Source organism: Planctobacterium marinum (genome assembly GCF_036322805.1).
GTDB classification, from domain to species: Bacteria; Pseudomonadota; Gammaproteobacteria; order Enterobacterales; family Alteromonadaceae; genus Planctobacterium; species Planctobacterium marinum_A.
Genome location: NZ_AP027272.1, coordinates 4262988 through 4277084, shown reverse-complemented (window position 1 = coordinate 4277084; position 14097 = coordinate 4262988). Strand labels below are relative to the sequence as shown.

The following is a 14097-nucleotide window of genomic DNA, read 5'->3' as shown; positions in this document are numbered from 1 at the left end:
GGCGAGGCTGTTCAGTCAGCAACAATTTCAAACGGCTCGCCCAAGGTATCGTTAAATTTACTTGGCTTGCTGATCTGCTGAATCTTTAAGTCCTGGTAAATTGCGGGTTGCAATAAAGGCTCAAATTGTTCTACTTGTTGGTTAGTTCCATCCAGCCAGGCATCGATAAGTGCACTATCCTGAGGGAACATCATAGGAGTTGATTTGGAATGAATATTTTGCAGTTTGGGATGGGGCGGCAAGGTGATCACTGAACAAGATGTGATGCTTTCCCCGGTGCCAGAATGACGCCATTCTTTGCACAAACCCGCCATCAGCAGGCCTCCTTCTTTGGCCTGCATATCATGACAGTGCAGTAGTTTTCCTGACTTGTATTCCGACTCGCCAAAACCCATTACTGGGATCAGAATTCGACTTTGACGAAAGGGACGATAGCCCGCTTTACGGGGATTGTTCAGGCTATCGTAACGGGTGTTAATGCTGGTATACCGAGAGGGTTTAAAGCCCGTTTCGGTGGGCTCCAGTAGCAACCACCAGATGGCGTTTTCCATAATGCGCTTGCCATTTTTCTCTCGCACAATGGACACTTTACTGGCAGCGCCAATGTAACGCTGGAAGATCTGCGGCTCGTACCCAAGCTCTATGTCCAGGGTGTCGCACAGAGCTCTGACACCCGGAGCATCGGTAACATTGAGTCGGCCACACATAGCTTACTCCTCGCTGGAAGGGGGCTCTTCCGCACCAAGCTCAGGAGCCTGTGCTGCAGCGGCTAATTCGATTTCAACCGCATCCACTCGCTGCAATCCGCGTGGTAACTTGTTACCACGGCGGCCACGTTCACCGCGATAATGCTCTAAGTCTTTGGAGCTGAGCGTCATGGAGCGTTTGCCGGCAGTGACTTTCACTGATGCACCATCTGGCACCACCTCAAGAATACTGACATATTCCTCTCGGGATTGTGATCTGGCCGAAGGAATGCTGATAATTTTATTCCCTTTGCCCTTGCCTAAACTGGGCAGATCTTTGAGGGGGAATAGCAGTAAACGGCCTTCGTTAGAAATGGCCATACACCAGTCGGTTTCCAGGTTGTGCACTCGTCCCGGTCGCATGGCTTTCGCTCCTGTGGGCAGCGAAAGGTAAGCTTTGCCGGCTTTGGCTTTGCTCAACATATCAGTGAATTGCCCGACAAAACCGTAACCAGCATCGGAGGATATCAGAAATTTCTGGCTGTCTTCCGCCATGATGGCGTGCTCGAAGCTTTCACCAGCGACTACAGAAAAGCGCCCGGTCAGTGGCTCACCCTGGCTTCTTGCCGAGGGCAGGCTGTGAGCATCACAAGAGAAAGCCCTCCCTGAGGTATCCATAAACACCACTTGCTGATTACTGCGACCCTTGGCGCTACTGAGATATTTGTCACCAGCTTTATAACTCAAGCCCACAACGTCAACATCATGGCCTTTGGCACAGCGGGCCCAACCTTTTTCTGATAGCACTACGGTAACTGCTTCTGAAGGCACCAGCTCTTTCTCAGACAGGGCTTTAGCTTCGCCCCGCTCAACGATAGGGGAGCGACGCTCATCACCGTATTTTTCGGCATCTGCCAGAATCTCTTTTTTGATCAAGGTTTTCAGACGGCGATCTGAGCTGAGTAATTGTTCCAGTTTTTCGCGTTCGGCGTTCAGCTCATCTTGCTCCCCCTTGATTTTCATTTCTTCCAGTTTGGCAAGATGACGTAATTTTAATTCTAAGATGGCTTCGGCTTGGGTATCAGTGAGCGCGAAGCGTTTCATCAATTCTTGTTTAGGCTCATCTTCATAGCGGATGATGCGGATCACTTCGTCAATATTTAAGAAAGCAATCAACAAACCTTCCAAAATATGCAAGCGCGCCAAGACTTTATCCAGGCGATATTGCAGCCGACGAGTTACCGTTGCTTTGCGGTACTCTAGCCACTCTCTGAGGATCATGGCCAGGGTCTTAACCTGAGGACGCCCGTCGAGGCCAATCATATTGAGATTAACACGATAGTTTTTCTCAAGATCGGTGGTGGCAAACAGGTGCTGCATCATTTGCTCTACATCCACCCGATTTGAGCGAGGTGTCAATACCAGGCGCACCGGGTTTTCGTGATCTGATTCGTCCCGCAAATCGCTAACCATAGGTAGCTTTTTCGCTGTCATTTGCGCGGCAATCTGTTCCAGTACTTTCGCGCCTGACGCTTGATGAGGTAAAGCGGTTATAACGACATCACCGTTATCTTCGTGGAAAACCGCGCGCATCTTGATGGAGCCCTTGCCCGTTTCATACAACTTGCGAATATCGTCTTTTGGGGTAATGATTTCGGCTTCTGTGGGATAATCCGGCCCTTGCACAAACTCCATCAATTCACTGAGGTCTGCTTTGCTGTTATCTAGCAAGTGGGCGCAGGCGTTGGCCAGCTCTCGCACATTGTGCGGTGGAATATCCGTGGCCATGCCCACCGCAATACCGGTTACCCCGTTGAGCAAAATATGTGGCAGGCGGGCGGGTAATACTTTCGGCTCTTTCAGGGTGCCGTCAAAGTTGGGTTGCCAGTCAACAGTGCCTTGCCCTATCTCTTGTAATAAGACTTCACTAAAACGGGATAACCTAGCTTCGGTGTAACGCATTGCTGCAAAGGATTTGGGATCATCCGGCGCACCCCAGTTACCCTGACCATCCACCAAGGGATAGCGATAAGAAAAGGGTTGGGCCATCAGCACCATAGCTTCATAACAAGCGGAGTCGCCGTGGGGGTGGAATTTACCTAATACGTCACCCACAGTACGGGCTGATTTTTTGTATTTAGCATTGGCACTTAAACCCAAATCCGACATGGCATAGACAATACGCCTTTGCACGGGTTTTAAGCCATCACCTATGTGCGGCAAAGCCCTGTCCATGATCACGTACATGGAATAATTCAGGTAAGCATCTTCGGCAAAACGTCGAATCGGTAGTTGTTCTACACCGTCTTGGGAAATTGTAATGTCGTCGTTCATGAAATCCGGCTTGTTATTATTGTAAGGGTTAAATCACCAGGCTTTGAGAGCGCGCTTTTTCTGGCGCTACCATTGCCAATACTCGATGTTACTTTTGGTGGCTGATTCTGTAAATGGCATCTGCCAAATCAACGGAAATAAACGGGCTGTTATCAGGCATCGGCAACCGAGTTGCAAACCAAGCACCCAATGTGGAACGTTATTTTTTTCGCATTATGGTAATCAAATTTCACGTACCGCATTAAATATGATAAAAACATAACATTGGCACCTGTCATTCGACAACGTTTTCCGTTTGCCAGCAGACTTAATTATCCATAGCGGGTAAAAAATGATAAAAACAAGACGATTACCGCCCCTTATACTGCTCACTGTGCTGGCAATGCTGTTTAGTGTTTCTGCCAATGCCTGGATACAACTATACAACAGTGAAAAATCCACTCTGCTCAACAAGCAACTGCAGATATATTGGGAAAAGCCCGGCCAGCCCCTCCGGATAGAAGAAGTCATAAATCGCACTCAGTCATTCGCCTGGCCACCGGGAGGTAATCCCAATTATGGCTTCCCCGATAGTGGCATTTGGTTTTTTGCTGAAATGTCCAATATGAGTAATGTTTCAGAGTGGGTCACCGAAGTGGCTTTTGCTCAGAATGATCGGGTGGATTTTTATCTCGTAGCAGACGGTCGTGTGTTGTCCTCCGTATCACAAGGTAAGCAGCGAGGTCAGCAATTACATCGATTTCCTACATTTCGTATGAGCTTGCCATTCGGTAAAGATGTGCAGTTATTTATCAGAGTGCAAAGCGACGAGCAGGCTATGGTTGCTCCGGTATATATCGAGTCTGCGCGCTCATTTGAGTCCTCTGTGGCTCAGGATAATATCTGGTGGGGGATTTTTTACGGCGGCCTGGTCATTTTGTTGTTATACAACATGGTGCTGTATGTGGTTACCCGAGAAAAGAGTTTGTTGGCGTATGTCGCTTACATTACGGCTGCGGTGCTATGGCAATTCGTTTGGGGGGGGCACAGTCAGTTAGTATTACCGGTGGCTACCAATATTTGGTTTGCTGAACATACCGATGTCTTATTCCTGCTAGTGGGCTTGGGGGCCGGGTTTTTCACTCTGACCTTTCTTGAGGCCAAACAAACAGCGCCCAAAATAAACCCTGTTATTCGATGGGTTATGCTGGGCTTGGCATTGTCACTGGTAATTGCCTTAACGCAAATACTGCAGCAGACAATTCTAAACTATGTGGTTTATAGCATCTCGATACTGGCAATTTGTGTTTATTTGTTGGCCGGTCTGGAGAGTTATTTTAACGCATTTAAACCAGCCCGGTACTTCGTCTTTGCCTGGAGTGTATTGTTAACGGCTGCGCTTGTTGGCATGCTCGGATTGGTGGGCATTTTTCCATCTAATCAGTTCACCACTTATTGTTTTCAGGTGGGGGTGTTTTTTGAGGCGGCGCTGTTTTCGGTTGCGCTGATTGAAAAAACCCGTGAAAAACTGGAACTGGATGCCAGTTCTGCCAACGCTGATATTCTCAATAACATCGAAATCATTGAAGAGCAAAATGTACACCTGGACATCGCTCGAAAAGAAGCCGAGCGCGCCAGTAAAATCAAAACTCAGTTCCTGGCCAATATGAGTCATGAGATTCGCACTCCACTCAATGCCATCGTGGGTTTTAGTCAGGAGTTAGCCAAACAAAGTCTGCCTTTGGAACAACAAGAACACGTACAAATCATCAATCAGTCGGCCACTAATTTATTGGCGATTATCAACGACGTGCTGGACTTTTCTAAAATTGAAGCGGGCAAACTGCAAATCAATCACGAAGCATTTTCTCTGGGGGATTTGCTGGAAGAGTTGGTTTTCGTTTTTGCTAAAGACGCACAAAAGAAAGGCTTAAAGTTTTACTACGAACCCTGCCCATTGCCCACCCGGATTGTGGGGGACGGTGCCAGATTAAAGCAGGTACTTACCAACCTTCTCAGTAATGCCGTTAAGTTTACTAACGAAGGCTCAGTTAGCTTAGTGATCAATGCCCGACAAAAGCAAAAAGATATACTGGAATTAAATATACAGGTACAGGACACCGGCATTGGTATTGCGACCGAAAATCAAGAGAAACTATTCCAGTCCTTTTCCCAGTTAGACGATTCTTTGAATCGCAACTATCAAGGTACCGGATTGGGCCTCGTGATTTGTCGTCAGTTAATGCAACTGATGGGAGGGCGTCTCAATTATCACAGCGAGCATGGCACAGGTAGTTGTTTTGAAATATTCGTGGGTTGCCATAAAACTAGCAAACACAATGATATTGTTGAGCATGCTGATTGGATGAACAAGCGTATCTTGTTACTGGATCACGACCCTCGCAGCCGTTATACCAGCGCTTGCATCTTACATCGCCTCGGCGCGCAAGTAACATCGGGCACACACATCGAATGGTTATCGGAGCAATTTGATGCCTTCGATTACTTTTTTACCGATGAGCTAACCCTGTCTCGTTTTGATGAAAAACAAATGCTTCGGGTGATCCGAACCCTCGAAGTACAACAACGGGTTTTGCTGGTGGGAGCCAATGGCAGTCCGACAGGCCCATTCGCTGAACACTTTCACAAGCTCTTGGAAACCCCGTTGTTAGTGAGCAGATTGCAAACCTTTCGCGATAAAGAGCAACAAAACCCGGGCAATATCTGGAATGAAAGACTACTCAATCTTCCGAAAGTGAAGGTGCTGGCTGTAGATGATATGCCTATTAACCTGCGTTTATTATCCACCTGGTTGAAGGAATCCCCGGTGGAGCTGCAACTGGCTTATAGTGGGCAGGATGCATTAACTCTGTGTCAAAAAGAAGAGTTTGATTTGGTTTTAATGGATGTGCAGATGCCAGACATGGATGGCCTGGAGGCAACGTCTTTGATCAGAAAAACAACACTTAACCAAGGCACTCCGGTCATTGCTGTTACCGCCCATGCCTTTAAAGAGGAAAAGGAACGCCTGATGAACTCAGGCATGGATGATTACTTGCCAAAGCCTTTGGAACTGGGGGCCTTGTTAAACCTGATAAAACGCTGGTGCAGCGTGCCTGAACACAATGTCGCTATGCTAGCGGATATCGATTGGCAATTAGCCCTGAGTAGGGCCAATGATAATGAGGTTATTGCCAAAGAGATGTTGCAGGATTTTGTATCCTGTTTACCTGATGCAATAATTCAAATCGAAAAGGCTTGTATGCTGGGGGAGTGGCAGGAGATGCAGCACCAGGTGCACAGACTGCACGGAGCCAGCTGTTATACTGGTGTGCCTAAATTGCAGCGCTTATGTGCTGAAATTGAAGGGGATTTAAAAGTGGGCCACATTACCGAGGCCAGGCGTGGATTTGAAGAGCTGAATCGCGCGGTAAAATCGGTACTAGCTCAACAAACTACGCTGGCAAGAGCGCAATAAATCGGCAAACTCTTCAGCGCTGCGATCAAGTTCAGCGCTGTTGATGTAGAGATCGTATCCTAAGCCAGTACGCAGTCTTTGCATGCGGTTTGCGAACATGGCCTGTACCCCGTTGTAGACTTTGCCATCACTGTCTTTGAACACATCATCCTCCAGCAAGCCTTCGCCGTAGCAGTTACCGGTTGCGCAATCTTTGTTGCCAACTTGCAGTAGCAGTGGTCGTTGTTCCATTAACAGATGGGTCATCAAGCGCGGAGAGATCCTCTCTAATATGGGACCGTAGTTTTTGGCGCGTATACCCACTAAGGTCAAGTTTTTTTGCTCTAAGCCAAGGCTGACTTTGGGTATATCAATGCGTTGTATATTCTGCCACGCCAGCTGCCAGTGACCATTGCGATGCTGATAGTGGATCTGTTCTTTAGAAATCGACAGACTGTGTTCTGGTTCGCGCATTTTGAGGTAACCTAATAGCAGCATGACGATTGCTGCTGAAGTGACGGCAATGGCGAATATGTTTAAGTCGTTCGGCAACAGCTTGAACATGGCTATTGCGACAAAAAACAAACCAGCGCCGATCACCAAGCTGGTGAGGCCATTGCGTTTCGCAACGGGGCGAATGTTTATGGTTTCAGAATCTTCTTTGTCATGCTGCAGTTCTGTCATCAGATGCTTCCGGTTACCACCAAAATAATTCCAATAAAATATACATTAGTACGGCCCATAACAAAATAAAGCGCATTTTTTTGCAGTACGGACAATCGGTTTGCCACCATTTCATTTTTTACTCACCTTATGCTCTACCTCTGTTGCAGTTAACCTTAATCTAACTGGAAAAAAATATGCCAATTCGGTCTTGATGCAGGTATCCCGCATTTTTCCTCCATTTTGCGACAGGATAACAAAAAAGTGCGATGAACAGCTGTCAGTTAGGTTGTTTTCCGACGGTCTGGAACATCTAATGGCAACGCGTCTGCTACAGTCAATATAATCCTTTTGCTGGTATGCTCGTAGTAGTCTCATCTATGGCACGGCGTTATCTGCATTTTTTGCATCACGAATTAACAGGATCCCTTAATGGCTCAACAATTTAAAATTTCTCCTTTGATTTTCGCGATACTGTTATTAGCGGGTTTACTTGTCTGGTTATACATGCCCGTAGAGCAACAGCAACAGCGGCGAGGTGGTGGAGACATACCAGTTGTGGCTCAGACTGTTGAGTTACAACCCTTTGCCCAAGTGGTCGAGGCGTTAGGGACGGCAAATGCCAATGAGGCTATTGTGGTGACTGCACAGGAAACCGATAAGATTGAAGCGTTACTGTTTGATGATGGTGACCTTGTAACCCAAGGCCAGTTGCTGGTGCGCATGAATACCAAAGAAGAGCAAGCTCGACTAAACGAATTAAAAATCAATTTGGCAGAGGCGCAACGGCAGCTTAAAAGAGTTAAGAATCTGGCAAAAGAAAATGCCGCTTCTGAGCAACTATTGGATGAACGAGAAGCGGAAGTTGATGCGCTGGTGGCACAAATTGACATTGCTGAAGCACAAATTGCAGATCGGGAAATCCGCGCTCCTTTCGCGGGTTTATTGGGAGTAAGACAAGTCAGTGAAGGTGCTCTGGTAAGACCCGGAGACCAAATTTCTACCTTAGATGACATTCAGACCTTGAAAGTAGATTTTAGTGTGGCGGAGCGTCATCTACCCAGCGTGCGTTTAAAACAAAAGGTGGCCGCAACATCTGTCGCGTATCCTGGTAGGGTGTTTGAAGGGGAAATCTCCCATATAGATTCTAGAGTGGATGCGGCGACTCGTGCCATTAGAGTCAGAGCAAGGATCAATAACTCAGAACTTTTGTTGAGGCCCGGAATGTTATTGCAGATCCTGGTGCAAAAAAGTGTCAGTGAGTCTTTGGTAGTAGATGAGTCAGCATTAGTACCTATTGACGACAAACAGTTTGTATTTGTTATCGAAGACGGCAAAGCCCGTAAGGTTGAAGTGCAAATAGGCGTGCGTAAACCCGGTCAGGTTCAAATTATTGGTGGGCTATCCAGTGGCCAGCAAGTGGTTGTTGAAGGCACGCTGCGCTTGCAGGATGGTACTTCAGTGCGCGTGGTGGAGGGTTAACAATGATCCTCTCGGATTTATCAGTAAAACGTCCGGTATTCGCCACCGTCGTAAACGCATTATTGTTAATTTTTGGTTTGGTGGCTTTTAATCTGTTGGCGCTGCGGGAATATCCCGATATCGATCCGCCCATCGTCTCCATAAACACTACCTATCCGGGGGCATCTGCCACCATTATTGAATCGCGTATTACTCAGCTCATTGAAGACAGAATTAGTGGCATTGAGGGGATTAAAAACATTACCTCGAATAGCCGCAATGGTCGCTCCAGTATCAGCATTGAGTTTGAATTATCAAGAGACATTGATGCCGCAGCCAATGACGTGCGAGAGCGGGTAAGCCGAGTATTAAATAACTTACCGGATCAGGCCGATCCACCAGAAGTGTTTAAGAGTGATTCCGATGAGAACGTGATTGTCTGGTACAACTTAAGAAGTGACAACTTGTCGGTACTGGAGCTCACGGACTACGCCAATCGCTTTATCGTAGATCGATTGTCCACTGCCAACGGGGTAGCACGGGTCAGAGTGGGCGGCGGGCGAGACTATGCCATGAAAGTTTGGTTGGATCGCAATGCGATGGCGGCCAGAGGGATCACGGTAAGTGATGTAGAGCGGGTGATCCGCTCTGAAAATGTGGAATTACCGGCCGGTGAAGTGGAATCCCTGGATCGCAATATGGAAGTTCGGGTAGCTCGAACCTTTTTGACCGAAGACGACTTTGCCAATTTAACCATCGCACAAGGCCTGGATGGATACCTGGTAAAATTAAAAGACATCGCCGATGTGGAATTGACCGCCGAGGACGATGAAACTGAATTTCGTGGCAACGGTAAAAATATGGTGGGTCTGGGTATTGTTAAACAATCCAAGGCCAATACCTTAGAGGTGGCACGCTCGGCGAAACAAGCGATTGAGTCTATCCAACAAAGCCTGCCGGAAAACATCATTATTGTTCCCAGCTATGACTCGTCCATATTCATCGCAGAATCCATAGAAGAAGTTTATAACACCTTGGGCATTGCCATGTTGATGGTGGTGCTGGTGATCTATCTGTTTCTGGGCAATATCAGAGCCACCTTTATTCCCGCTATTACTGTGCCTATATCGCTAGTGGCCGCCTTTACCGTGATGCTGGCATTGGGCTTTTCTATCAATCTCCTGACTTTATTGGCTTTAGTGCTAGCAATTGGTCTGGTGGTGGACGACGCCATTGTGGTACTGGAGAACATTTATCGCCGTATCGAATTAGGAGAGCCACCGCTTCTGGCGGCCTATCGTGGTGCTCGCGAAGTGGGCTTTGCTGTTATTGCCACCACTTTAGTTTTGATCTCGGTCTTTGTGCCACTGGTGTTTCTGGAGGGCAATATTGGTCGCTTGTTTACTGAATTTGCGCTCGCAATTGCTGCTGCCGTGGCCTTTTCCAGCTTTACAGCACTAACACTTTCTCCCATGTTAGGCTCTAAAATTTTGCAAAAAAGAGAGCGCAACAGTGGTTTTGGCACTTGGGTAGACAATCGCTTTTCTGGCTTGGAGCGTGCCTATGCTCGGGTACTAGACAATACCCTTCATCAACCCCTGGTGACAGGGTTATTAATCATAGGAAGTTTATTAGCCATTTATGGCTTGCTGCAAAAGATCCCCAGCGAATTTGTGCCCAGAGAAGACAGAGGCAATTTTTTTGTATTGATGCAAGCGGCAGAGGGCGCAAGTTTTGAAAGCAATGCTGCCAACCTTGAAAAGATAGAAGCTATCTTGCTGCCGTACATTGAAAATGGCGAGTCGGACCGAGTGCTTGTACGTACGCCGGGGTTTGGTGGCTCTGCGGGTATTGCCATTGTGGGAGCGGTCCCCTGGGAGCAGCGGCAACGCTCTACATTTGAGCTGATGCGGGAAATCAGCGGCAAGCTTGCAGATATTCCCGATGTTAGAGCCTTTGCTGTGATGCGCAGCAGTTTGGGAGGCCGAGGCTTGGGGAGACCTGTGCAGTTTGTATTGCAGGGGGATACTTACGAAGATCTGGTGCGTTACCGCAATATTGTAATGGAAAAGGCCGCAGAAAATGAAAACTTATTGCGTCTGGACTCCGATTACAAAGAAACCCTGCCGCAACTGCTGGTAAACATTGATCGAGAAAGAGCGGCGGATTTAGGCGTGTCTATTGGAGACATTGGCCGCACTCTGGAAACTATGTTAGGACAGCGTCGTGCCTCGACTTTTCTCGACCGGGGTGAGGAATACGATGTCATTTTAGAGGGTAAAGACGAAGACTATCGCAGTCCGGATAGTATCGAGAACATTTATGTCCGCTCTTCCACCAGTGGCAGTCTTATTCCGCTGGATAACCTGGTCAATGTCAGCGAGCAAGCCACCTCTGCTCAGCTCAATCGCTACAACCGCATGCGCAGCATCACTATCAGCGCTAACCTTGCAGAGGGCTATACTTTAGGGGAAGCACTGGACTATCTGCGCACTGTGGTAAAGCAGGAATTGCCTGAAGGGGTGAGCATTGATTATCGAGGCGAATCTCAGTTGTACCAAGATTCCGGAAATTCGGTATTGTTTATTTTTATCCTGGCCTTGGTGATTACTTACTTAGTGCTGGCGGCACAGTTTGAGAGCTTTGTGCACCCTTGGGTGATCCTGTTAACTGTACCTCTTGCGCTGGTAGGTGGGCTTGCGGGGCTATGGTTAGCGGGGCTCAGTATCAATATATACAGTCAAATCGGACTGGTAATGCTCATTGGGCTTGCGGCTAAAAACGGGATTTTGATTGTGGAGTTTGCCAATCAACTCAGAGATGCCGGTCATGAATTTGAAGCAGCACTAAAGCGGGCTTCCACCCAACGCCTGCGTCCAATTGTTATGACCGGATTTACCACCTTGTTCAGTGCCATTCCTCTGGTTATCGCCACCGGCCCCGGTTCGGAAAGTCGTATGGTGATTGGTATGGTGATTTTTGCTGGTGTGGCGGTTTCAGCCTTTATGACACTGTTTATCGTGCCAACTGCCTATTATTACCTGGCGAAAAATACAGGCTCACCGCAAATGCTGGCGCATCAAATAGATGAGATGGAAGACAGCATTCCCTACAAAAAAGGCGGCGAAATCTAAAATTCTTCTCGAGGCCCCTCAGCGGGCCTATTTTTTCTGGGGTGAACGCTTTATGTTCACCCCCGCTCAGTGGTATAATCCGCCACCCAAAAATTCTCGTATTACGGTTTTACCAATTTCAGGACAAAAGCAAATGGCAGATAATCCGGCCCAATCTCAAATCGCGCAGCATTACAACGATATCATTCAATTATTGGGTGAAGATGTCACGCGAGATGGCTTGCTGGATACCCCTAAACGCGCGGCTAAAGCCATGCAGGCACTAACATCTGGCTACGAAAAAAGTCTGGACGAAGTGGTTAATGGTGCGATTTTCGAATCCGATACTGACGAGATGGTGGTAGTACAAGGCATAGAGTTTTACTCCCTGTGTGAGCACCATTTGTTGCCCTTTATTGGCACCTGTAACATCGCTTATTTGCCCGAAAATAAAGTGCTGGGTTTATCCAAGTTTGCCCGTATCGTCGACATGTTCGCCCGACGTCTGCAGATTCAGGAAGGGCTTACCAAACAAATTGCTGAAGCTATTCAAGAGGTTACCGGCGCTAAGGGCGTTGGCGTGATCATGGAGGCCAAGCACATGTGTATGATGATGCGCGGTGTGCAAAAGCAAAATTCCTCCATGGTGACGTCTGTAATGCTGGGGAACTTCCGCAGTTCACAGGCTACCCGAGACGAGTTCTTACGACTTATCGGCAAGTAATCGTCTATATTCGCCTTCTCAATCTGAATCGGCCTGCACTGCCAGGTCGTGTGCCACCTCAAGCGCATTTTCCATCTCGACAAAATAATCCGGGCTAACCCCCGTCTGATACCAGTTCTTGCCACTGACTGGGTCCGTGGGAATGGCATGGGCCAAGGTGATACGTGTGTGTTTACTTAAGCGCACCTGTTTGGTGAGTATGGCTAATCCCATAGTATCCATTCCCACTACTTTTGCCATACCTTGCTGTTGTAAGGTATAGGCAAAAAGCTCCCAGGTACCTAAAACAAAAGGTGAGGTCAGTAGCCAGGTTTTCCCTCGTCGATTGTAATGCAAAGGACTTTCTAAAGGAATGTTGTGTAAGCTTTGACTTGCGTCATTGAGTTGTAGCTCACTAATAATGGTGTCGGGTGCTAACCAATAACTTAACAATTTTTGCACTAATGGCAAGTTAGCTTCACCGCTTTGGCGTATATCCACTAACAGCGCTTTGCTGGATGTAAACTGTGTCATGGCGTACTGGATGTCGGGTAGTGCTTTTAAATCCAGGAAATTGCCTTGCAGATTTAAGTAACCTACATTGCCCGGTAATATTTCAGTTTCGATGATGTAGCTATCGGGAAAGCCATCCAGGGTCGTCGTATTCGAGAAGGTTAAATCTGCGTTGTTGAAGTGCAGTTCAAAGTTACTGTCTCCTGTGATGGAGACCAGCAGTTGCTCCAGTTCAATTTTGAACATGCCGAACGGTTTGTTCTCAGCAAATTGACGATTATGGAGTTGAGCGGCCAGTGCTTGTTCAACAGCGCTGATTTTATCAGGAAACACGTAATGCTACCGTAATACCGGTGCGAGGTTCTCCAGGGCTTGGGTTATTTCCTGTTTGGATATTATGTGTTCACTTTGTTCTGCCTGAAGGGGGGAAAAGCAGAATAAGGAGAGGAAACACAACCAGGATAAGGTTTTAAGCATGTATTACACCGACAACTAACGATACTCTTAACCTGGTGTCTTCAGCCATAAATACAAGTATTAATGGCCCGGCATATTTTTTTGAAAGGTATCAAACTGCTGGGGTAGAAAGTCAACCAGCTCCCCTGATAGCTTCACGTATTCCTGAAGCGTGCTGGAGAGTGATTTTGCCAGTATGGGTAACTTCTGCTCAAAGTCTTCAGTATTTCGCTCCTGTGCCTGTTTAGCGGCCATGTCGGTATCAGCAAAAGTGGTAAACATTTTCAGGCAGCGGGTCAGACGTTTGGAAAATTGTTCCGATGCCTCAGGCTCAGCGTTCATCATCGCCTGCCATGCTTCTTGCCAGACTTTTTCCAATAAACCGTGTCCGACCACAAGCCCCTGCATCCACGATGTTAAATTGTCGTTACTCTCCGGCTTCGGATTAAAGTGACAGTCGGCGGGCAGGTTGATTTTATTGTCGCGCATAGCCTGTAACTGTTCTTTTAGCAGTTGCATGAGGATGTTGGCGACTTTATCCACCTGCTGAGAGTTGATTTCTCCTCCGGTTTTAACCACCCATGGGAACCATTGTTCGGGCATGGGGATATCCGGGCTGGCACATACGGCAAACAAAAGTCCCCGGATATAGACCGGCGATTGAAAAATCTCAGCGTTGTTTTGCCACTGGTAAAATTGTTCCAGTGCTTTGAGGCTGTCGGGTTGTAGCAT

9 protein-coding genes are annotated in these 14097 nt (G+C 47.5%); 4 read left to right on the top strand and 5 right to left on the bottom strand.

Annotation, left to right across the window (positions count from 1 at the left end):
* Positions 1-11 precede the first annotated feature (11 nt).
* Positions 12-707 carry an SOS response-associated peptidase family protein gene (locus tag AABA75_RS18770; protein WP_338294263.1) on the bottom strand — a complete coding sequence of 232 codons (696 nt, stop codon included), beginning with the start codon at positions 705-707 and terminating at the stop codon, positions 12-14.
* Between the two features lie 3 nt (positions 708-710).
* Positions 711-3020: a DNA topoisomerase IV subunit A gene (gene parC / locus AABA75_RS18765; protein ID WP_338294262.1), complete on the bottom strand. Its 2310-nt coding sequence runs from the start codon at positions 3018-3020 to the stop codon at positions 711-713.
* A 331-nt stretch (positions 3021-3351) separates the two neighbouring features.
* Between parC and AABA75_RS18760 the strand changes: the two genes are divergently transcribed.
* Entirely contained in the window at positions 3352-6477 is a 3126-nt protein-coding gene (locus AABA75_RS18760; protein ID WP_338294261.1) for a 7TM diverse intracellular signaling domain-containing protein, read from the top strand.
* Here the strand turns inward: AABA75_RS18760 and AABA75_RS18755 are convergent.
* Positions 6442-7140, bottom strand: coding sequence for a DUF2982 domain-containing protein (locus AABA75_RS18755; protein ID WP_338294260.1), 699 nt, complete (start codon positions 7138-7140; stop codon positions 6442-6444). The two genes, AABA75_RS18760 and AABA75_RS18755, sit on opposite strands and share 36 nt — an antisense overlap.
* A gap of 411 nt (positions 7141-7551) precedes the next feature.
* Between AABA75_RS18755 and AABA75_RS18750 the strand changes: the two genes are divergently transcribed.
* The 3 genes from AABA75_RS18750 to folE all read left to right on the top strand — a co-directional run bounded on the left by AABA75_RS18750 (position 7552) and on the right by folE (position 12417).
* On the top strand, positions 7552-8601 hold the full coding sequence (locus AABA75_RS18750) for an efflux RND transporter periplasmic adaptor subunit (protein WP_338294259.1): 1050 nt from the start codon (positions 7552-7554) through the stop codon (positions 8599-8601).
* 2 nt (positions 8602-8603) lie between these two features.
* On the top strand, positions 8604-11714 hold the full coding sequence (locus AABA75_RS18745) for an efflux RND transporter permease subunit (protein ID WP_338294258.1): 3111 nt from the start codon (positions 8604-8606) through the stop codon (positions 11712-11714).
* A 133-nt stretch (positions 11715-11847) separates the two neighbouring features.
* On the top strand, positions 11848-12417 hold the full coding sequence (folE, locus tag AABA75_RS18740) for a GTP cyclohydrolase I FolE (RefSeq protein ID WP_338294257.1): 570 nt from the start codon (positions 11848-11850) through the stop codon (positions 12415-12417).
* An 18-nt stretch (positions 12418-12435) separates the two neighbouring features.
* On the opposite strand, the gene AABA75_RS18735 is transcribed toward folE, so the two are convergent.
* The gene (locus AABA75_RS18735) at positions 12436-13242 is read right to left on the bottom strand and encodes a S41 family peptidase (RefSeq protein ID WP_338294256.1); all 807 of its coding nucleotides are present in this window, start codon (positions 13240-13242) and stop codon (positions 12436-12438) included.
* Positions 13243-13446: 204 nt separating this feature from the next.
* Positions 13447-14097 (bottom strand): UPF0149 family protein, encoded by a 651-nt coding sequence (locus tag AABA75_RS18730; RefSeq protein WP_338294255.1) that lies wholly within the window; start codon positions 14095-14097, stop codon positions 13447-13449.